Here is an 18,233-nt window from a genome sequence, read left to right as displayed (position 1 = left end):
CCGCCGCTCACGGCTCGTCGGACGGCCAGGTGGGCACCAGGTTCCGGTCACCGAAGGCCTGATCGATACGGCGCACCGGCGGCCAGTACTTCGACTGGATCCGCATCTGCGCGCTGTCGTGGGTGGTGAGGTCCTCCGGTGCGGTCCAGCTCCCCGGGTAGACCGCGACCTCGCGGGAGTAGGGGTGGGTCCACTCCCCCGTCGCGATCGACGCCGCGGTGTGCGGGGCGCCCACCAGCGGGTTGTCGTCGACCGGCCAGGTGCCGTCGGCCACCTCGTCGGCCTCCTTCGCGATCATCAGCATCGCCTCGACGAAGCGGTCGATCTCCGCGAGGTCCTCGGATTCCGTCGGCTCGATCATCAGGGTGCCGGCGACGGGGAACGACATGGTCGGGGCGTGGAAGCCGTAGTCGATCAGGCGCTTGGCGACGTCGTCGACCGTGATGCCGGTGCGAGCCGTCAGCGGTCGCAGGTCCACGATGCACTCGTGGGCCACGAGCCCGCTCTCCCCCGTGTACAGCACCTCATAGGCCTCGGAGAGTCGGCGCGCCATGTAATTGGCCGCGAGCACCGCCGAGGCGGTCGCGTGCCGCAGCCCCTCGGGCCCCATGAGACGCACATAGGTCCAGGAGATCGGCAGGATCGACGCGGAGCCGTAGGGAGCCTGCGAGACCGGGGGCCCGCTATGGATCTGCACCCCCTGACCCGTCACCGGATGCTCGCTCTGCTGCATCTCGGGGTGGCCGGGCAGGAAGGGCGCCAGATGGGCCTTCGCCGCGACCGGGCCGACGCCCGGGCCGCCGCCGCCATGCGGAATGCAGAAGGTCTTGTGCAGGTTCAGGTGGGAGACGTCGCCGCCGAACTCACCCGGGCGCGCCACCTCGAGCAGCGCGTTGAGATTCGCGCCATCGACGTAGACCTGGCCGCCCGCGTCGTGCACTAGCTGGCACACGGTGCGCACCTCCTCCTCGTACACGCCATGCGTGGAGGGGTAGGTGATCATGAGGGCCGCGAGCTCGTCGCCGTGGTCCTTGATCTTCTGCTTCAGATCCTCGAGGTCGATGTTCCCCCCGGCATCGGATCCCACGACCACGACCCGCAGCCCGGCGTTGACGGCGCTGGCGGCGTTCGTGCCATGCGCCGAGCTCGGCACCAGGCACACGTCGCGACCGGCTTCCCCGCGCGAGGCGTGATAGGCGCGGATCGCGAGCAGGCCGGAGAACTCTCCCTGGGAGCCGGCGTTGGGCTGCAGGGACACGGTGTCGTAACCGGTGAGATCCGCGAGCCAGGTCTCCAGCTGGGTGATGAGCTCGAGGTACCCGGGCACGTCCTCGGGCGGGGCGAACGGATGGATCGCATTGAAGCCGGCCCAGGTGATCCCAGCCATCTCGGTGGCCGCGTTGAGCTTCATGGTGCACGAGCCCAGCGGGATCATGCCGCGGTCCAGCGCGAAGTCACGGTCCGAGAGGCGCCGCAGGTAGCGCATCATCGCGGTCTCGGAATGGAACGACGAGAACACGGGATGGCGCAGGAACGCGTCCTGCCGCACCAGCTCCTCCCAGCCCCGCCCGGAGTCCGTGGCGACGAGCTCCTGGCCCGGCTCCGGCGCGAAGGGCGCGAAGATCGCCACGATCGCGTCCAGGTCGGACGACGTGATGGTCTCGTCGAGCGAGAGGTGGACGATGTCGTCACCGGCGACATGGACGAGGAACCCGCCTTCCGCAGCCGCCGTCGCGATGTCCTGGGCGAGGCCGGTGGCCCTCACCTCGATCGTGTCGAAGAACGACTCGTGCGTCAGCTCGAATCCGCTGCGCACGAGCAGATCGGCCAGGGTCGCGGTGCGGTCCGCGACCCGGCGCCCGATCCGGGTGAGCCCCTCGGGGCCGTGGTAGACGGCGTACATCGCGGCCATCACCGCCAGCAGCACCTGCGCCGTGGTGATCGAGCTGGTGGCCTTCTCCCGACGGATGTGCTGCTCGCGGGTCTGCAGCGAGAGACGGTAGGCGGTATTGCCGTCGGCATCGACCGAGACCCCGACCAAGCGTCCCGGCAGCTGGCGCTCCAGGCCCTTGCGCACGGCGACGAAGCCGGCGTGGGGACCGCCGAAGCCCAGCGGGATGCCGAAGCGCTGCGAGGTGCCCACGGTGACATCGGCCCCGAGCGATCCCGGGGAGGCGAGCAGGGTCAGCGCGAGCAGATCCGCGGCGACGATCGCGACCGCCTTGGTCGACCTGATCTCCGCGATGACCTCGCTCGGGTCCCAGACCCGGCCCGATGCCCCGGGGTACTGGACGAGCGCCCCGAAGTACGGTCCCTCGGGAACGCCCTCGGTCGCGAAGTCGACCTCGCGCAGCTCGATGCCGAGCCCGGCGGCACGGCCCTGCAGCACGTCCTTGGTCGAGGGCAGCGCGTCCGCGTCCACGAGGAACACGTCGCCGTTGCGCTTGGCGGTGCGGCGGGCGAGCATGAGCGCCTCGGCCGCGGACGTGGCCTCGTCCAAGGTGGAGGCGTTGGAGACGTCCATCCCGGTGAGGTCGCAGATCATCGTCTGGAAGGTCAGCAGCGCCTCGAGCCGGCCCTGGGAGATCTCGGGCTGGTACGGGGTGTACGCGGTGTACCAGGCAGGGTTCTCCAGCACGTTGCGCTGGATCACCGCGGGAGTGTGCGTGCCGTGGTAACCGAGGCCGATCAGGGAGCGGCGCACGACGTTGCGGTCCGCGAGGCCCCGCAGCTCGGCGAGCGCGGCGGGTTCGTCGATGCCGGCGGGCACGGAGGACCGCGCGGCGTCCGCCTCCCGGTCCAGCAGGATCGTGCCGGGCACCGCGGCCTGCAGCATCTCGTCCAGGTTCTCGTATCCGAGGACCTCGAGCATGTGGCGCTGGGAATCGGAGTCGGTGCCGACGTGACGGCGGACGAACGAGGCTGACGAGGCGAGGGACTCGAGGGAGTCGAGAGGATCGGCGACGCCCGCGGGATCTGCGGAGTGCGTGCCGTGCTCGGACGAAACGGTCATGGAGGATTACCCCTGGATGTCGCGGTTCTCGGTGGATGCGTGGGTCCTGCCGCCGTGGCGGCCGCGCTGCGGGGCGCAGCCGCCGCGGCAGAGGTCAGGACGCGGTGAAGGCCTGGTACCCCGCCGCGTCGAGCAGGTCTTCGGGGAGGGACTCGAAGCTGGCCCTGAGCAGCCAGCCGTCCTCGAACGGAGCGGAGTTCACGAGCTCCGGGGAGTCGACGACGGCCTGATTGATCTCGGTGACGGTGCCGTCGATCGGGGAGAACAGATCGGAGACGGACTTGGTGGACTCGATCTCGCCCATCTCGGAGCCGGCGCTCAGCTCGGCCCCGGTCTCGGGCAGATCGACGTAGACGACGTCACCGAGCTGCTCGGCCGCGTAGTCGGTGACGCCGATGACGGCCACGCCGTCGGACTCGACGCGCACCCACTCGTGGTCCTTGCTGTAGAGGAGCTCTGCGGTCATGGGATGGGTCCTTCCTGGAGGGATGACAGAGGGATCGAGCGGAGACAGTTCGGGAGGATCAGGAACGGGAGTAGAACGGCAGCGCGACGACCCGTACGGGCAGGTCCTTGCCGCGCACGTCGACCACGAGCTCGGTGCCGACGTCGGTGAGCTCTGGCCGCACGAAGGCCATGGCGATGGGGTGGCCGAGCGTAGGAGACAGGGCGCCCGAGCTCACGGAGCCCACCTCGGAGCCGTCGGGCCCGCGGACCACCGACCCGGCACGGGCAGCGCGTCGGCCCTCGGCGACCAGGCCCACCAGCACCGGGAGGTCGTCGACCTCGGCGCTCTCGAACGCGGAGCGGCCCACGAAATCCTGCTTGGACGTCAGCGCCGGGAGCCGGCCCAGGCCGGACTGCGACGGGTGCAGGTCGGCACCCAGCTCGTGGCCGTACAGCGGCATTCCCGCTTCGAGGCGGAGGGTGTCGCGGCAGGCGAGACCGCACGGGGTGAGGTCCTCCCCGCCGACCTCGGTCAGCTGCGTCCACAGCTCGACGGCGGTGGCGTCGGGGACGTACAGCTCGAAGCCGTCCTCCCCGGTGTAGCCCGTACGGGCCACCAGGAGGTCCTGGCCGCGATAGGTGCCCGTGAGGAAGCGGTAGTTCTTCATGGCGGTGATGTCCTCGGCACCGATCCCCACGACACCCTCGCCCTCGTCGACGCTCCCGGCGGCGAGCAGGCGCAGGAGGATCTCCTCGCTGAGCGGTCCCTGCACGGCGAGCAGGGACGTGCCATCGGAGGAATCCTCCACCTCGACGTCGAAGCCGGCCGAGCGGGAAGCGAGCGCTTCAGCGTCCGCGTCGGCATTGGAGGCGTTGGCGACCACCAGGAAGTGGTCGTCGGCCAGTCGATAGGTGATGACGTCATCGATCACGCCGGCGTCCTCGGTCAGCAGCAGCGAGTACTTCGCGCGCCCCACGGAGACGGCGGAGAGCTTGCCGGCCAGGGCATGGTCGAGGGCTGCGGCCGCTTCCGGCCCCCGCAGGTGGATCTCTCCCATGTGGCTGAGGTCGAAGAGTCCGGCGCGCTCACGGACAGCGGCGTGCTCGGCGAGATCCGAGTCGTAGCGGACCGGCATCCGCCAGCCCGCGAAATCGGTGAAGGTCGCTCCGAGCGACTCGTGGACGGCCTCCAGCGCTGTGCTGCGCAGGGACTGCTCGACCATGGTGCTCCTTCTCGTCACGGGGCGGGGTCACCGCCCTCTCCGCATCAACCGCGTCGCACGGCACCTGCCAGGGGCCGACGGGGGCGGCACATCGATGTGCCGCGGGCCTCACCATACCGTCCGGTCCGCGCACTCACCGCACGGACGGGGCCTCTCCGTCCGCTCCGGGCTCTCGACGCGAAGAACGTCTGTCGGGAGGGGAGTACCTAGTACGGTGGCCCCGTGACAAAGGAAGGCACGAGCGACTGGCCGGTCCGGATCCCCACGCCTCGCCTGGTGATCCGCCCGCCAGGGGACGCCGACCGCGAGGCGATGATCCGTCTCCTGACCGATCCCGTCACCCGGGAGTACCTGGGGGGCTCCGTGGACTACGCCTCCCGGCAGGCGCTCGAGCTCTCACCGCTGGGGCTGACCTGGGGTCGTTGGGCTCTGGCGCATCCCGAGGACGACACGATGATCGGGTCGATCACGCTGGACTACGACCGCGGAGAGCTCCAGCTCTCCTATGCGCTGCTGCCGGAATGGACCGGTCAGGGGTACGCCGCCGAGTCCTGCATCGCCCTGCTCACCTGGGCACGTCACGCGCTCGAGGACGACCACGTCATCGCGATCAGCCAGACCCGCAACAAGCGCAGCGTCGCCCTGCTGCGCAAGCTCGGCTTCACGGTGCGCAAAGGCCTCGAGGAGTTCGGCACGCAGCAGCTGCTGATGGAGCGTCCGCTCGCCGAGCCGCTGCCGGCGCAGGCGCAGAGCCTCCAGACCGAGGCGGACCCTCCCCCGCCCACGCGGCGCTGACCTCCTCGCTCGGTCCTGCGGAGGTCTCAGCCCCTCGCGACAGGACAGCTCATGCAGCGCGGCCCGCCGCGGCCGCGACCCAGCTCGTCCCCGGAGAACTCGAGGACCTCCACGCCCTGTGACCGCAGGTAGTCGTTGGTGGACGCGGCCCGCTCGTACGCCACCACCCGGCCCGGGGCGAGGGCGAGCACATTGCAGGAGTCGTCCCACTGCTCGCGCGCCGCGGCATACGCGTCCAGAGGAGCGGTGAGCACCCGCAGGGAGTCGACGCCCATCCCGCGGGCGAGGACCTGGTCCATCTCGTCGGCCGGCCGAGCCCGGGAGTGCAGGCGGTCCCCGGTGCGCTCGATCTCGAACGTCTCCAGCACCCCCAGCGGCCCGTAGCGCAGCATCGACTCCTCATCGACCACCGTCGTGACCGTGTCCAGGTGCATCATCGAGCGCTGGTGGGGCAGAGCGACCGCGATGACGCGCTCCACGGTCCCGTCCTCCAGGAGATCGGCGGCGAGCCGCTCCACTCCGACGGCGCTGGTGCGCTCGGACAGGCCGACGGCCACCACGCGCGGAGACAGCATCATCACGTCGCCGCCCTCGACGGTGGCAGCGCCGGCTCCCTCCGGCCCCAGGATCCTCCGTGGCGCCGCGGTTCCCGAGAACAGGGGATGGTGTCGGTAGATCGCCTCGAGATGGAGGCTCTCGCGGCGTCGGGCGGGAAGGCGCATCGGACTGACCGAGACCATGTCTCCGATCCACGCCGAGGTGTCCCGCGTGAACAGATGGTTGGGCAGCGGGTCCAGGATCAGATGGTCCTCCCGCGCGTTCTGCAGGGACAGCGAGCGCGGGCGCACTCCGAGCGCGCGCAGCTCCGCGACCGTGATGCCCGCGATCAGCACCCTTCCCACCTCGGAGGCGGACAGCTCTGCGAGAGCCTCGGAGAGGTCCTGCACGGCGATGTCGCCGAGCACCGTGGGATCGAGCGCTCCCTCGAGCAGCCGAGCACGCGGCTCGGGCAGATCGAGCAGGTCCGTGAGCAGACGGGTGAGCTCGAGCACCTCGACCCCGTCGGCCTCGAGAAGGCTGGTGAACTCGCGATGCTGCGCCTCGGCCCGGCCTCGCCAGAGCACTTCATCGAAGAGGAGCTCCTCCCGGCTGTCCGGCGTGAGCCGTTCGAGCTCGGGTCCAGGACGGTGCGCGATCACCCGACGCAGAGGAGAGATCTCGTCGTGCACGCCGGTGGGCGAGGCCGACTCCGCGCGTTCTGTCATCAAGATCTCCTCATCGAGTCATCGGATGCGAGCACGCTAGCAGGACCCTCCGCCACCGCAGCGCCGTCATGACTACGCTGGTGGTATCCACGTCCACCGCTGCAGGAGGTCCTCATGACCACGCTGTCCATCCCCACCACGACCCTCTCCGACGGCGCGGAGCTCCCGCTGATCGGATTCGGCACCAGCAGCATGAAGGGCACCGGCGCCGTCGAGGGCATCGCCGCGGCGCTGCGCTCCGGCTACCGGCTGATCGACACCGCTGCGCAGTACGGCAACGAGGCCTCCGTCGGAGAGGCGATCCGCGCCAGCGGCGTCGACTCCGACGAGGTGCTCGTGACCACCAAGATCGCCGGCGGCGACCAGGGCCGCGAGGCGGCCCGCACCGGCTACCTCGAGTCCCTGCGCCGCCTCGGCCTGGACAGCGCCGCGCTGGTGCTCATCCACTGGCCCAACCCCTCGCGCGGCCTCGCCGTGGACACCTGGCGCACCCTCATCGACCTCAAGGAGGAGGGCAGGGTCCAGCACATCGGGGTGTCGAACTTCCGTCCCGAGCAGACCGAGGAGCTGGTCGAGGCCACCGGCGTGTGGCCCGAGGTCAATCAGATCCAGCTCTCCCCCGCTCTGCAGCGCCGTGACACGCTGGCCTTCCACCGGGAGCACGGGATCGTCACCGAGGCCTGGGGCCCGCTCGGCGGCCGCGAGGGCCTCGCCGAGCAGTTCGCGCTGCGCAAGGTCGCGGAGAAGCACGGCGTGCAGCCCTCCCAGGTGTCGCTGCGCTGGGCGATCGACCAGGGCATCGTCGTGATCCCGAAGTCCTCCAGCCCCGAGCGCCAGCGCGACAACGCCACCCTCGACCACATCGCACTCGACGATGCGGACCGTGAGCTGCTGGCCTCCCTCGATCTGGGGGAGCAGGCCGCCTGGGACTCCCGGGAGCATGAGGAGTGGTGAGGTCCGGACGCTTCGTCCCCGGACCGGAGCATCAGGAGATCGTCTTCCTGACCGGGTCGGGGATCAGCGCCCGCACGGGCCTGGGCACCTTCCGCGGGCCCGAGGGGCTGTGGACCCTCGCCCCGGAGACGGAGCAGGCGATGCACGCCGAGCTGCTCCCGGAGTCGCTTCCCCAGCTCTGGTCCGTATGGGGCAGGATGGCCGCGATCGCGGCAGAGCACGGCCCCACGCCGGGCCATCGGGCGATCGCCCGGCTCGGCGCCCCGGTGATCACGCAGAACATCGACGGCCTGCATCAGGCCGCCGGCAGCGAGGTCGTCGCCGAGCTGCACGGGAGCGCCCTGTTCGCGGTCTGTCTGTCCTCGGAGTGCCGGTGGCGGGCCCCTCTGGACCCCGGTGACGGCGACCGACCCGAGGACCACGGGGTGCCGGCGACCTGCCCGGAGTGCGGCGCGCCCACTCGGCCGGACGTCGTCCTCTTCGACGAGACGCTGCCCGAGGCTCCGCTCGCGCAGGCGGTGCGCCTGGCTCAGCAGGCGGAGCTGTTCGTGGTCGTCGGCACCAGCAGCACGGTGTTCCCTGCGGCACAGCTCGCCCCGACGGCGAGGGCGCACGGCGCCACCACGGTGCTGATCGACATCGCCCCTCCGCCGGAGACCTCGCTGCGCGCGGTCTTCGACCACATCATCGCGGAGGACGCGCACGAGGTGCTGCCCGACTGGGAGCGCACGCTCAACCAGGTGGGCGGCACCTCGTTCCTCGATCCGTTCTGAACCGCCCGATACTGCTCGGCACGGCTCGGAACGGCTCAGCGCGGCTCCGTACTGCTGCGTCAGATCCAGATCGCCGGGTCTATCTGCACCTCGGGATGTGCGGCTCCCGTGCGCACCTGGGCCGGGACGCCGACGGCGGTGGCGAGCTCAGGGACGTCCTTGACGACCACGGCGTTCGCGCCGACCTGCGCTCCTCGACCGACGACCACCGGGCCGATCACCCGCGCCCCGGCCCCGATGGTGGCGCTGTCCTCGACCGTCGGGTGGCGCTTGGTGCGCTCCATCGAGCGGCCGCCGAGCGTCACCCCGTGGTAGAGCATCACGTCATCGCCCACTTCCGCCGTCTCCCCGATCACCACGCCCATGCCGTGGTCGATGAAGAAGCGGCGGCCGATGGCGGCACCGGGGTGGATCTCCACCCCGGTGAGCGACCGGGCGCCCTGCGCGACCACCATGGCCGGGAGCTTCGCCCCGCGTGCCCACAGTCGGTGGGCCACCCGATGGGTCCAGATGGCGTGCAGCCCCGGGGAGGTGAGCAGGACCGTGAGGTCATCGGTCGCGGCAGGGTCGCGGCGGCGCGCCGCCGCGAGGTCCTCCCGGACCGTCGCGACGGCGTTCATGACCCGGTCGGTCAGGCCGGTGACCATCGGCACGGTCAGTCCGCGTACTCGGCGAACAGCGGGGTCGAGAGGTAGCGCTCTCCGAAGTCCGGCACGATGACCACAATGGTCTTGCCCGCGAACTCCTCGCGAGCGCCGATGCGTGCGGCCGCCTCGATCGCGGCGCCGGAGGAGATGCCCACCAGCAGGCCCTCCGTGCGGGCCACGGTGCGGGCACGGTCCATCGACCTCTCGGCGTCGATGTCCACGACCTCGTCATAGACCTCGCGGTCCAGGATGCTGGGCACGAAGTTCGCGCCGAGGCCCTGGATCTTGTGGGGACCGGCGGCGCCGCCGTTGAGGATCGCGGATTCCTCGGGCTCGACCGCGAAGACCTTCACGTCGCCCTTGCGCTCCTTGAGCACCTGTCCCACGCCGGAGATGGTGCCGCCGGTTCCGATGCCGGAGACCACGGCGTCCACGTCGCCGTCGGTGTCGGTCCAGATCTCCTCAGCGGTGGTGCGGCGGTGCACCTCAAGGTTGGCCGGATTGTCGAACTGCTTGACCTGGACCGCGCCGGTCTCGGCGGCGATCTCCTCGGCCCTGTCGACCGCGCCCTGCATGCCCTTGGCGGGCTCCGTGAGGATCAGCTCGGCACCGAAGGCGCGCAGCAGCATTCGCCGTTCCTTGGACATCGACTCGGGCATCGTGAGGATGACCTTGTACCCGCGGGAGCCGCCGACCATCGCGAGCGCGATGCCGGTGTTGCCGCTCGTCGCCTCGACGATCGTGCCGCCGGGCTGCAGCTGGCCGGAGTTCTCGGCCGCATCGATCATGGCGGCGCCGATGCGGTCCTTGACGGAGTTGGCGGGGTTGTAGAACTCGAGCTTGGCGAGCACGGTGGCCTTGACGTCGTCACCGAGGTGGTTGAGCTTGACCAGCGGGGTGCGACCGATCAGCGCGGAGACATTCTCGTAGACAGGCATGGTTCCTCCTGGTTGGCGGGCCCCTCTGAGAAGACCCACAACGATTGCTTGGACCGATCATAACGTCGACGGCGCGACAGTCGTCCAGAGGGCGTTCATCCTGGGACCCGTCGGCCGACGACCATGCCCCGTCCTCCGTTCCGACACGCACGCACCGACCATCGTCGGGACCCTTCCCGGCCGTCCCCCCATAGTGTCTCCCCATGCCTTCCTCTCGTGTCTCCCCCGAGCTCCGCACCCTGCCCTCCGTCGCACCCTCGGTCACCCGAGAGCGGGAGCAGCGCTCGGGAGGTCGTGCCGCTGCCGTCGTCACCGGCCTGCTGGCGCTGATGGTCCTGCTCGGGCAGATGACCCTCGCGAGTGCTCCCGCCCGGGCCGAGGCCCCGCACTCCGTGAACGTCACCGACACCACCGGGGAGGTCGACCCGGAGATCCTCGAGAGCAGGCTCGTCGACGTCGACTTCCGGCGCGATGTGGACCTGGTGGTGCTGGTCCTGGACGTGACGGACTACGGCTTCGAGCAGTCTCAGGACACGGCGCTGAACGACGCCGCGGTCGCCTACTCCCGGGACGCCGCGCCCGAGCTGCTGGCCGCGGACGACGACCACTGGGCCGACGGCACCGTGATCCTCGCCCTGGATCCGGAGAACCGCTTCCTGGGCACCTACGCCGGGGAGGACGTCAAGCTCGACGACAGCGGTTTCGAGAGCGTGCAGGATGCGATGCGCGACAAGGCGGACGACGGGGAATGGGAGGAGTCCCTCGAGGACGGCGCCGAGAAGTACGCAGATCTGCTGGACCGTCCGTGGTGGCAGCATCCCGGAGTGCTGATCGCCGGACTCGTGGTCGTGGGAGGCCTCGCTGTGGGCGCGCTTTCTGCCCTCGGGCTGCGTCGGGCGGCTCGACGACGTGTCGACGACGCGCTGCCCCGCTTCGAGGGCGTGCTGGCGAAGCACCGCCTGACCGCCGCGGCGGCGAGCACCCTGCCCGTCGAGTCCCCCTACGCGGAGGCAGCGCTCAGCGACTACCGGACCTATCTCGAGAAGATCGACGAGGCGACGCAGCTGCGCGCCCGGATCCCGGCCGGGAATGATCGCCCGTGGGGGTGGGGCCTGAAGGGTCGGCAGCGGGAGCAGGCACGCGAGTTCGAGAGCACCGTGACGTACCTCGACGACACCGATGACGACATCATCGCCACGAACGATCTGCTGCATCGCCTCGGCGGCTGGCGCGCGGCCTGGGACCGGGAGCTGCAGCCTCTGCAGGACTCGATCGACGCCCTCGACAGTGCGCTGGACGACGGCGAGGACATCTCGGCGGAAGAGACGGCCGCCGTCGCTGATCTGCTCGAGCTGAGCAGCGACATCTCCGCGGAGATGGGCGAGCTGACGACGAAGCTCGAGGCTGACGAGATCGATCCGGACAGCGCTCTGGAGCGCTTGGACACTCTCACCACTGAGCTGTCCGCGAGCGTCGCCTCGCTGCAGAGCCTGCGGATCTCGCGGCTCGCCGAGGACGACGACGAGGCGGAGGTGATGCGCGACGCCTCGTGGGACGCCGATCTGGAGCACGAGGAGCGTGGGTACCGCTCCGTGCGGGGACGCCGCCACGCGATGGATGCCGCGATCTCCGGGAACCCGACCGACATCTGGCACCTCAGCCCGCTGGTCTGGTACTCCGCCTGGCAGCACGAGTCGAACAGCGATCTGGAGTCGCACCGCAACCCGTCGAGCTCGAGCGGGAGCACCTCGGGCTATTCGGCGGCCTCGGGAGGCTTCTCGGGCGCCGGCAGCTCGAGCAGGTTCTGAGCGCACCCGATCGACTCGGGACGCGGCCGCGCCGAGGACTCCTCGGCCCCGGCGGCCCTCAGACGGTCAGTAGACCATTCCCATGACCTCGCGCACCCGGGCGAGCGTGGCGTCGGCGACCTCGTTCGCCCGCTCGTTCCCGGCGCGGAGCACGGAGAACAGGTACTCGGGGTCCTGCTCGAGCTCGTGGCGACGGGCACGGATCGGGGCGAGGTGCTCGTTGAGGACCTCGGCGGTCATGACCTTGAGCGTGCCGGAGCCCTTGTCCCCGATCTCCTCGGCGATCGACTCGGGGGTGCGGTCCAGGCACTGCGCGGCGATGGTCAGCAGGTTCGCGACCTCAGGGCGGTTCTCCGGGTCGTAGGTGATCACGCGCTCGGAGTCCGTCTTGGCCTTCTTGATCTTCTTGGCCGTCTCGGTCTCGTCCATGCGCAGCATCACGGTGTTCCCGCGCGACTTGCTCATCTTGTGCTCGCCGTCCAGGCCCAGGATGGTCGGCGCCTCCGAGAGCAGCGCGTCGGGCTCGATGAAGACCTGATCCCCGTCCGCATAGCGCTCGTTGAAGCGCCGGGCGATGACGCGGGTCTGCTCGATGTGGGGCAGCTGATCGCGCCCCACGGGCACCACGTTGCCGCCGCAGAACAGGATGTCCGCGGCCTGGTGAACCGGGTAGGTGAGCAGGAGCCCGCCCATGGCGGACTTCCCGGCCGCGGCGAGTTCCGCCTTGACGGTGGGATTGCGCTCGAGCTCGGGCTGGGTGACCAGCGACAGGAACGGCAGCATGAGCTGGTTCAGCGCGGGCACCGCCGAATGTGCGAAGAACGTGGAGCGCTCGGGGTCCAGACCCACTGCGAGATAGTCGGTCAGGAGCTCACGCACCGACCCCCTGATATCGCCGATGACCTCACGGTCCGTGATCACCTGGTAGTCGGCGACCAGGACCCAGGTCTCGATGCCCACGTCCTGCAGGCGCACCCGGTTGCGCAACGAGCCGAAGTAGTGGCCGATGTGCAGGGCCCCGGTGGGGCGATCGCCGGTGAGCATGCGCAGCCCCGACGGGTCCTTCTGGATCTTCTCCCACAGTTCGTCGCTGCGTCGCTGGGAGGTGTCATAGCTGGTGCGGGTGCTGGTCGGTTCGCTCACCCATCCATGCTAGCGGGCCGGGCGGGGTTCAGCCCGCCGTGCCGCCCGGGGCCACCGCGGTCGAGCCGCGCACGATCAGCTGGGGCCGCACCACGACCTCCGTGCGCGCCGGGCGCCGCGAATCCTCGCCTCCGCCGAGCGCTGCGCGCACGGCAGCGCGGGCGATCGACGCCACCGCCTGGCGCACCGTGGTCAGGGGCGGGTCGGTCAAGCCCGCCCAGAAGACGTCGTCATAGCCCACCACAGAGACGTCCTCCGGGACGCGCAGCCCTTGGGAGCGGATGCCCTCGAGCGCACCGGCCGCCATCACGTCGGACCCGCAGACGATCGCTGTCGCCCCCCGGGAAAGGAGATCACGAGCGGCCTCGTAGCCCCCGGCGTAGGAGAAGTCGGTGAACGCTGCCGGCCAGGCATCCTCAGGGAACGACCGCGCCACCTCCTCGAAGACGGCGAGCTTCTCGCGTACCGGCCACGTGTGCTCATCACCCACGGCGAGGCCGATCCGGCGGTGGCCGAGGTCCTGGAGGTGGGTGAGCGTCAGCCGCATGGCGTGCTCGTCGTCGGTGGAGAGGAAGGCGGCGTCGAGGTCGTCCCGCACACCGTTGACAAGCACGAGCGGGACGCCGGCGCCGACCACCTCGCGGTAGTGGTCGACCGGCCCGCGCTGCTGGGCGTGATGACCGGAGACGACGATGATCGCCGTTGCCCCAGCATGCAAGAAGCGATGCAAGATTTCGCGCTCTCGCTCCACGGTGCGGGCGCGCATGCCCACCAGCGCGGACGCCCCACGCTCGAATAGCTCCGCTTCGATCCGCTCGGTCCACGCCGCGAACACCTGGTTGTCGAGATCCGGCACGAGCACACCGACCAGCGGTCCCGACCCCGTCACCTCCGGCGCGACATCGCGTCCCAACTCCCTGGCCACCCGGATGACCGTATCGCGCGTGGCGTCGTTGACCCCGGTTTTGCCGTTGAGCACCCGGGAGACCGTGGCCTCACTGACCCCGGCGGCGTGGGCGATGTCTATCAGTCGTGCCATCCCCTCATCCTTCCAGACGCGCGCATCCCCGCCCGTCACCGGATCGATACCTGCAAGTTCTTGCCCATTCTTGCACAACCAGGCTCACTCGATCTAGTGTCTCCCTCATCGAGCACCGCCAATGGAAGCCGGTCGCTCCACGATTCGAAGGAGAAGACGTGCAGATTCGTCGAAAGAGTTTCCTCGCCCTCAGCGGCGCCGCAGCCGGTTCCGCGCTGCTCGCCGCGTGCGGCGGGGACGAGACCGCAGCTGGTTCGAGCGACGCGGGCGGGGCCTCCGATGCCGGTGGCGCCGAAGAGGGTGCGGCGCCCGCCCGCGCCGACGCCGATCTCGTGATCTGGACCGATGAGGAGAAGGCCGCCTCGCTCGAGGAGCCCGTCGCGACCTGGGGCGAGGCCAACGGCCTTTCCGTCGCGGTGCAAATCGTCGCCGATGATCTTCAAGGCAACTTCATCACCGCCAACCAGGCCGGCAACGGCCCGGACATGATCGTCGCCGCCCACGACTGGATCGGGAACCTGGTTCAGAACGGCTCGATCTCCCCCGTGCAGCTGCCCGGCGACGCCACGGAGGACATCGCACCGATCGGGCTGGAGGCCGTCACCTATGACAGTCAGACGTACGGTGTGCCCTACGCGGTGGAGACTCTGGTGATGTTCGCGAACAAGGAGCTCACCGACGTCCCCGAACCCAAGACCGTCGAGGAGATGGTCGCCGCCGGCGAGGCCGGTGGCGCGGACAACGTACTGTCCCTGCCGGTCGGCGAGCAGGGCGACGCTTACCATATGGAGGGTTTCTACACCTCCGCCGGCGGGTACCTCTTCGGCACGGACACCGAGGGGGACTTCGATCCGTCCGACGTGGGCGTGGGCCAGGAGGGCTCGATCTCCGCGGGCGAGAAGATCAAGGAGCTCGGCGACCAGGGCGTGCTGTCCACGTCGATCACCGGCGACAACGCGATCTCGCTGTTCACCGACGGGAAGGCCGCCTACCTGGTCTCCGGCCCGTGGGCGCTCGAGGACATCCGCACTGCCGAGATCGACTTCGCCATGGGTCCGGTCCCCGGCTTCGAGGGCCTCGAAGCGGCCGTGCCGTTCGCGGGCGTCAACGCGTTCTACGTCGCCGCCGGCGGCAAAAACCCCGCAATCGCCCAGCAGTTCGCGACTGCGGTGGCGTCCTCTCCCGACATCGTCGAGCAGATGTTCCCCCGCAACGAGCTGCCCCCGGTGAACCTCACGCTGCAGGAGAAGCTCGCGGCGGACTTCCCCGAGATCGTGAAGATCGCCGAGCTCGCCGAGGGCGCGGACCCGATGCCCGCACTCCCGGAGATGGCCACGATCTGGGAGCCGCTCGGCCAGGCCCAGGCGAACATCGTCGGCGGCGCCGATCCGGAGTCCACGATGACCTCCGCCGGTGAGGAGATCACCAGCCAGATCGGCTGATCCCTCGCCGTCGCGGGCGGGGCGCAGCGCAGGCACGCTGCATCCCGCCCGCTCCCTGCCGAGCTCGGCGTCCTCTGTGCACCCCCGCCGTCAGCGCCCCGTCGGCCCCGGTTCCAGGACGCCGCTCGGCCCGATCTGCCGTCTCGCGCCCCGGTATCCCTCATCCCTGCATCCCTGCATCCCTGCATCCCTGCTTCACCGAAAGGCAGCGTCGCCATGCCCTCCACCCATGCGCCCGCGCACCGTGAACGCACCACCACGATCCCGACGATCCTGGCGCGCGTGCTGTTCCTCGGCGCCGTGCTCGCCGTGGCCGCGTTCTCCGTCCCGGTCATGATCCAGCTGCAGCAGTGGATGTGGCTGAGCATCGTGGTCCTCGCGACGATCGCGATCTTCGCGCTGTACTCCACGAAGCGCTTCGTGCCGGGCAAGTACCTCTTCCCCGGCACCTTGTTCCTAGTGGTCTTCCTGATCACCCCGATCATCCTCACGATCGGCTATTCCTTCACGAACTTCGGCGACGGCACGCGCGGCACCAAGGAGCAGGCGATCGACTCGATCGTGGCCAACTCCGTGCAGCAGTCCGACGATTCCACCTGGTACAACCTCTCCGTCGCGACCCAGGGCGACCCGGTCGAGGGACCGTTCACTCTGTTCCTCGTGGATCCGGGGACCGGCACCGTCTACCAGGGGGACGAGACTGCACCGGTCCAGGAGGTCCCGTCCGGAGACGTCGAGGTGACCTCGGGCTTCGTGACCGACGCGGACGGATACACGATTCTCGACGCCCGCGAGGTCAACACCGCGTACGACACGATCCAGCAGCTCGCGGTCCCGATCACCGATTCCGAGGCCGTCCGTATCCAGGGTGCGAACCAGGCCTTCGAGGGCAGCACCGTGCTCAGCTACGACGAGGCCAGCGACACCCTGACCGACTCCCGCAGCGGCGAGGTCTATTCGGTGGGCACCGTCGGCGACACCGAGTACTTCGTGAACGCCGACGGCGAGCGCGCCTTCAGCCAGTCCTGGCTCCAGGGCGTGGGACTCAGCAACTACGAGCGCCTGTTCACCAACGCCGGCATCGCCAAGCAGTTTGGGGCCGCCTTCGTCTGGACCCTGGTATTCTCTCTCGGCTCCGTGCTGCTCACCTTCGTGGTCGGCTTCGCGCTCGCACTGGTGCTGAACGACGAGCGGGTCAAGGGTCGACGTCTCTACCGCTCGGTGCTGCTCATGCCCTATGCGGTGCCCGGGTTCATCTCGCTGCTGGTGTGGTCGAACTTCTACAACCGCGACTTCGGCCTGATCAACGAGACCCTCGGGCTGCATCTGAACTGGATGGGCGATCCCACGCTGGCCAAGGCCGCGGTGCTGCTGACGAACCTGTGGATGGGTTTCCCGTACATGTTCATCGTCTCCACCGGCGCGCTGCAGTCGATCCCGAGCGACGTCATGGAAGCCGCCCGCATGGACGGCGCGAGCCGTCTGCAGACCACGATCAAGGTGGTCACCCCTCTGCTGCTGGTCGCCGTCGCTCCCCTTCTGGTGGCATCCTTCGCCTTCAACTTCAACAACTTCAACGCGATCCAGCTGCTCACCGAAGGCGGACCGTTCCTGCCCGGTGAGTACACCCGCGGAGGCACCGACATCCTGATCTCCATGATCTACCGCATCGCCTTCGGAGGCTCGGGCGCCGACTTCGGCTTCGCCTCGGCGGTCTCCGTCGCGCTGTTCGCCCTCACCGGTGTGCTCGCAGCGATCCAGTTCCGGTTCACCACTGTCCTCGAAGACGTCAACTGAGAGGGGTCCCCACGATGAGCATCTCCACCCCCACCCCCGTCCATTCCCTGTCGCCCGGGGCCTCACAGGAGCCGTCGAGCGCTCCGCACCGGATGCCGTTCGCCCGCTGGATGTCGGAGATCGGCTGGCGTCACGTCGTCGCGGTCGCGGCCATGGCCTTCGCGATCTTCCCGATCCTGTTCGTCGTCTCGGCGTCACTGAACCCGCTGGGCACCGTGTCCTCCTCGGGCCTGCTGCCGACGGCGTTCAGCCTGACCCACTATCAGGAGCTGCTCCGCGGTGCCCGCGGGCCCTTCCTGCAGTGGTACCTCAACACCGTCATCGTCTGCGGCGTCGTCGCCCTTGTCCAGGTATTCCTGTCCACCCTGGCCGCCTACGCCTTCAGTCGTTTCCGGTTCACCGGGCGCCGGATCGGGCTGCTCTCGCTGCTGCTGGTCATGATGTTCCCCGCGATCCTGGCGATGATCGCCGTCTACACGATGCTCTCCGGACTGGGCCAGGTCGTCCCCTTCCTGGGGCTGAACTCCCTGCCCGGCTACATCGTGGTGCTCCTGGGAGGCTCGCTCGGTCAGGTCTGGCTGATCAAGGGCTTCTTCGACACCGTGCCCAAGGAGCTGGACGAGGCGGCCATCATCGACGGCTGCACCCACTGGCAGGTGTTCACGAAAATACTGCTGCCCACGCTCACCGCGATCCTCGCCACCACGGTGCTGCTGGCCCTGGTGGGCGTGCTGAGCGAATTCCTGCTGGGCTCGATCTTCCTCACGGCCGACGACAAGAAGACCCTCGCGGTGGGTCTGTACGGCCTGCTCCAGGGAGACCGCTCGAACAATCTGGGCGTCTTCGCGGCTGGGTCGGTGATGATCATGATCCCGGTGATCATCCTGTACCAGTTCCTCCAGCGCTACATCGTAGGCGGCGCCACCGCGGGCGCCGTAAAGGGTTGAGG

General features: G+C 69.5%; 15 protein-coding genes. 7 read left to right on the top strand and 8 right to left on the bottom strand.

The features are described 5' to 3' along the window. Window positions 1-7: 7 nt before the first annotated feature. From gcvP to gcvT, 3 genes are all read right to left on the bottom strand, one after another. Complete coding sequence (gene gcvP, locus CIK81_RS07085; RefSeq protein WP_096196930.1) at window positions 8-3,013, bottom strand: aminomethyl-transferring glycine dehydrogenase; 3,006 nt, start codon at window positions 3,011-3,013, stop codon at window positions 8-10. Window positions 3,014-3,107: 94 nt separating this feature from the next. Next, window positions 3,108-3,479 carry a glycine cleavage system protein GcvH gene (gcvH, locus tag CIK81_RS07080; RefSeq protein ID WP_096166308.1) on the bottom strand — a complete coding sequence of 124 codons (372 nt, stop codon included), beginning with the start codon at window positions 3,477-3,479 and terminating at the stop codon, window positions 3,108-3,110. 58 nt (window positions 3,480-3,537) lie between these two features. Next, a complete protein-coding gene (gene gcvT, locus CIK81_RS07075) occupies window positions 3,538-4,683 on the bottom strand; it encodes a glycine cleavage system aminomethyltransferase GcvT (protein ID WP_114328465.1) in 1,146 nt (381 codons plus the stop codon). Between the two features lie 222 nt (window positions 4,684-4,905). Here gcvT and CIK81_RS07070 point away from each other — a divergent pair, with 222 nt between their 5' ends. Then, window positions 4,906-5,478 carry a GNAT family N-acetyltransferase gene (locus CIK81_RS07070; RefSeq protein ID WP_096166306.1) on the top strand — a complete coding sequence of 191 codons (573 nt, stop codon included), beginning with the start codon at window positions 4,906-4,908 and terminating at the stop codon, window positions 5,476-5,478. A gap of 26 nt (window positions 5,479-5,504) precedes the next feature. Here the strand turns inward: CIK81_RS07070 and CIK81_RS07065 are convergent, their stop codons facing one another. Next, window positions 5,505-6,743, bottom strand: coding sequence for an arginine deiminase (locus CIK81_RS07065; protein ID WP_114355567.1), 1,239 nt, complete (start codon window positions 6,741-6,743; stop codon window positions 5,505-5,507). 114 nt (window positions 6,744-6,857) lie between these two features. On the opposite strand from CIK81_RS07065, the gene CIK81_RS07060 reads away from it, so the two are divergent. Both CIK81_RS07060 and CIK81_RS07055 read left to right on the top strand, forming a co-directional pair. Further along, complete coding sequence (locus tag CIK81_RS07060) at window positions 6,858-7,697, top strand: aldo/keto reductase (protein WP_096166304.1); 840 nt, start codon at window positions 6,858-6,860, stop codon at window positions 7,695-7,697. Next, complete coding sequence (locus CIK81_RS07055) at window positions 7,694-8,470, top strand: Sir2 family NAD-dependent protein deacetylase (RefSeq protein WP_241964057.1); 777 nt, start codon at window positions 7,694-7,696, stop codon at window positions 8,468-8,470. Before CIK81_RS07060 ends, CIK81_RS07055 begins: the two co-directional genes overlap by 4 nt. Window positions 8,471-8,529: 59 nt before the next feature. On the opposite strand, the gene epsC is transcribed toward CIK81_RS07055, so the two are convergent. After that, entirely contained in the window at window positions 8,530-9,117 is a 588-nt protein-coding gene (epsC, locus tag CIK81_RS07050; RefSeq protein WP_096166416.1) for a serine O-acetyltransferase EpsC, read from the bottom strand. A gap of 8 nt (window positions 9,118-9,125) precedes the next feature. After that, window positions 9,126-10,055 (bottom strand): cysteine synthase A, encoded by a 930-nt coding sequence (gene cysK / locus CIK81_RS07045; RefSeq protein WP_096166302.1) that lies wholly within the window; start codon window positions 10,053-10,055, stop codon window positions 9,126-9,128. Between the two features lie 203 nt (window positions 10,056-10,258). Between cysK and CIK81_RS07040 the strand changes: the two genes are divergently transcribed. Further along, window positions 10,259-11,863: a DUF5129 domain-containing protein gene (locus CIK81_RS07040; protein WP_096196926.1), complete on the top strand. Its 1,605-nt coding sequence runs from the start codon at window positions 10,259-10,261 to the stop codon at window positions 11,861-11,863. Between the two features lie 66 nt (window positions 11,864-11,929). Here the strand turns inward: CIK81_RS07040 and trpS are convergent, their stop codons facing one another. Together trpS and CIK81_RS07030 are read right to left on the bottom strand one after the other, a co-directional pair. Continuing rightward, window positions 11,930-13,006: a tryptophan--tRNA ligase gene (gene trpS, locus CIK81_RS07035; protein ID WP_096196925.1), complete on the bottom strand. Its 1,077-nt coding sequence runs from the start codon at window positions 13,004-13,006 to the stop codon at window positions 11,930-11,932. Window positions 13,007-13,034: 28 nt separating this feature from the next. Continuing rightward, window positions 13,035-14,045, bottom strand: a complete 1,011-nt coding sequence (locus CIK81_RS07030) for a LacI family DNA-binding transcriptional regulator (protein ID WP_096166299.1) — start codon at window positions 14,043-14,045, stop codon at window positions 13,035-13,037. Between the two features lie 158 nt (window positions 14,046-14,203). Here CIK81_RS07030 and CIK81_RS07025 point away from each other — a divergent pair, with 158 nt between their 5' ends. The 3 genes from CIK81_RS07025 (at window position 14,204) to CIK81_RS07015 (ending at window position 18,231) form a co-directional block, all read left to right on the top strand. Then, a complete protein-coding gene (locus CIK81_RS07025; protein WP_096196923.1) occupies window positions 14,204-15,487 on the top strand; it encodes an extracellular solute-binding protein in 1,284 nt (427 codons plus the stop codon). A 216-nt stretch (window positions 15,488-15,703) separates the two neighbouring features. After that, window positions 15,704-17,284 carry an ABC transporter permease subunit gene (locus tag CIK81_RS07020; protein WP_114355566.1) on the top strand — a complete coding sequence of 527 codons (1,581 nt, stop codon included), beginning with the start codon at window positions 15,704-15,706 and terminating at the stop codon, window positions 17,282-17,284. Window positions 17,285-17,298: 14 nt separating this feature from the next. Beyond that, entirely contained in the window at window positions 17,299-18,231 is a 933-nt protein-coding gene (locus tag CIK81_RS07015) for a sugar ABC transporter permease (protein ID WP_241964056.1), read from the top strand. The last annotated feature ends 2 nt before the right edge of the window (window positions 18,232-18,233 follow it).

It is taken from the genome of Brachybacterium sp. JB7, assembly GCF_003335205.1.
GTDB lineage: Bacteria > Actinomycetota > Actinomycetes > Actinomycetales > Dermabacteraceae > Brachybacterium > Brachybacterium alimentarium.
This window is presented reverse-complemented; position numbering and strand designations above follow the sequence as displayed.

What these genes read in the sequence shown, in the direction of transcription:
- CIK81_RS07065 (WP_114355567.1), bottom strand. Translation starts at nt 6,743, where the DNA reads ATGACAGAACGCGCGGAGTCGGCCTCGCCCACCGGCGTGCACGACGAG.
- epsC (WP_096166416.1), bottom strand. Translation starts at nt 9,117, where the DNA reads ATGGTCACCGGCCTGACCGACCGGGTCATGAACGCCGTCGCGACGGTC.
- CIK81_RS07040 (WP_096196926.1), top strand. Translation starts at nt 10,259, where the DNA reads ATGCCTTCCTCTCGTGTCTCCCCCGAGCTCCGCACCCTGCCCTCCGTC.
- CIK81_RS07030 (WP_096166299.1), bottom strand. Translation starts at nt 14,045, where the DNA reads ATGGCACGACTGATAGACATCGCCCACGCCGCCGGGGTCAGTGAGGCC.
- gcvP (WP_096196930.1), bottom strand. Translation starts at nt 3,013, where the DNA reads ATGACCGTTTCGTCCGAGCACGGCACGCACTCCGCAGATCCCGCGGGC.
- CIK81_RS07015 (WP_241964056.1), top strand. Translation starts at nt 17,299, where the DNA reads ATGAGCATCTCCACCCCCACCCCCGTCCATTCCCTGTCGCCCGGGGCC.
- CIK81_RS07020 (WP_114355566.1), top strand. Translation starts at nt 15,704, where the DNA reads ATGCCCTCCACCCATGCGCCCGCGCACCGTGAACGCACCACCACGATC.
- gcvT (WP_114328465.1), bottom strand. Translation starts at nt 4,683, where the DNA reads ATGGTCGAGCAGTCCCTGCGCAGCACAGCGCTGGAGGCCGTCCACGAG.
- CIK81_RS07060 (WP_096166304.1), top strand. Translation starts at nt 6,858, where the DNA reads ATGACCACGCTGTCCATCCCCACCACGACCCTCTCCGACGGCGCGGAG.
- cysK (WP_096166302.1), bottom strand. Translation starts at nt 10,055, where the DNA reads ATGCCTGTCTACGAGAATGTCTCCGCGCTGATCGGTCGCACCCCGCTG.
- gcvH (WP_096166308.1), bottom strand. Translation starts at nt 3,479, where the DNA reads ATGACCGCAGAGCTCCTCTACAGCAAGGACCACGAGTGGGTGCGCGTC.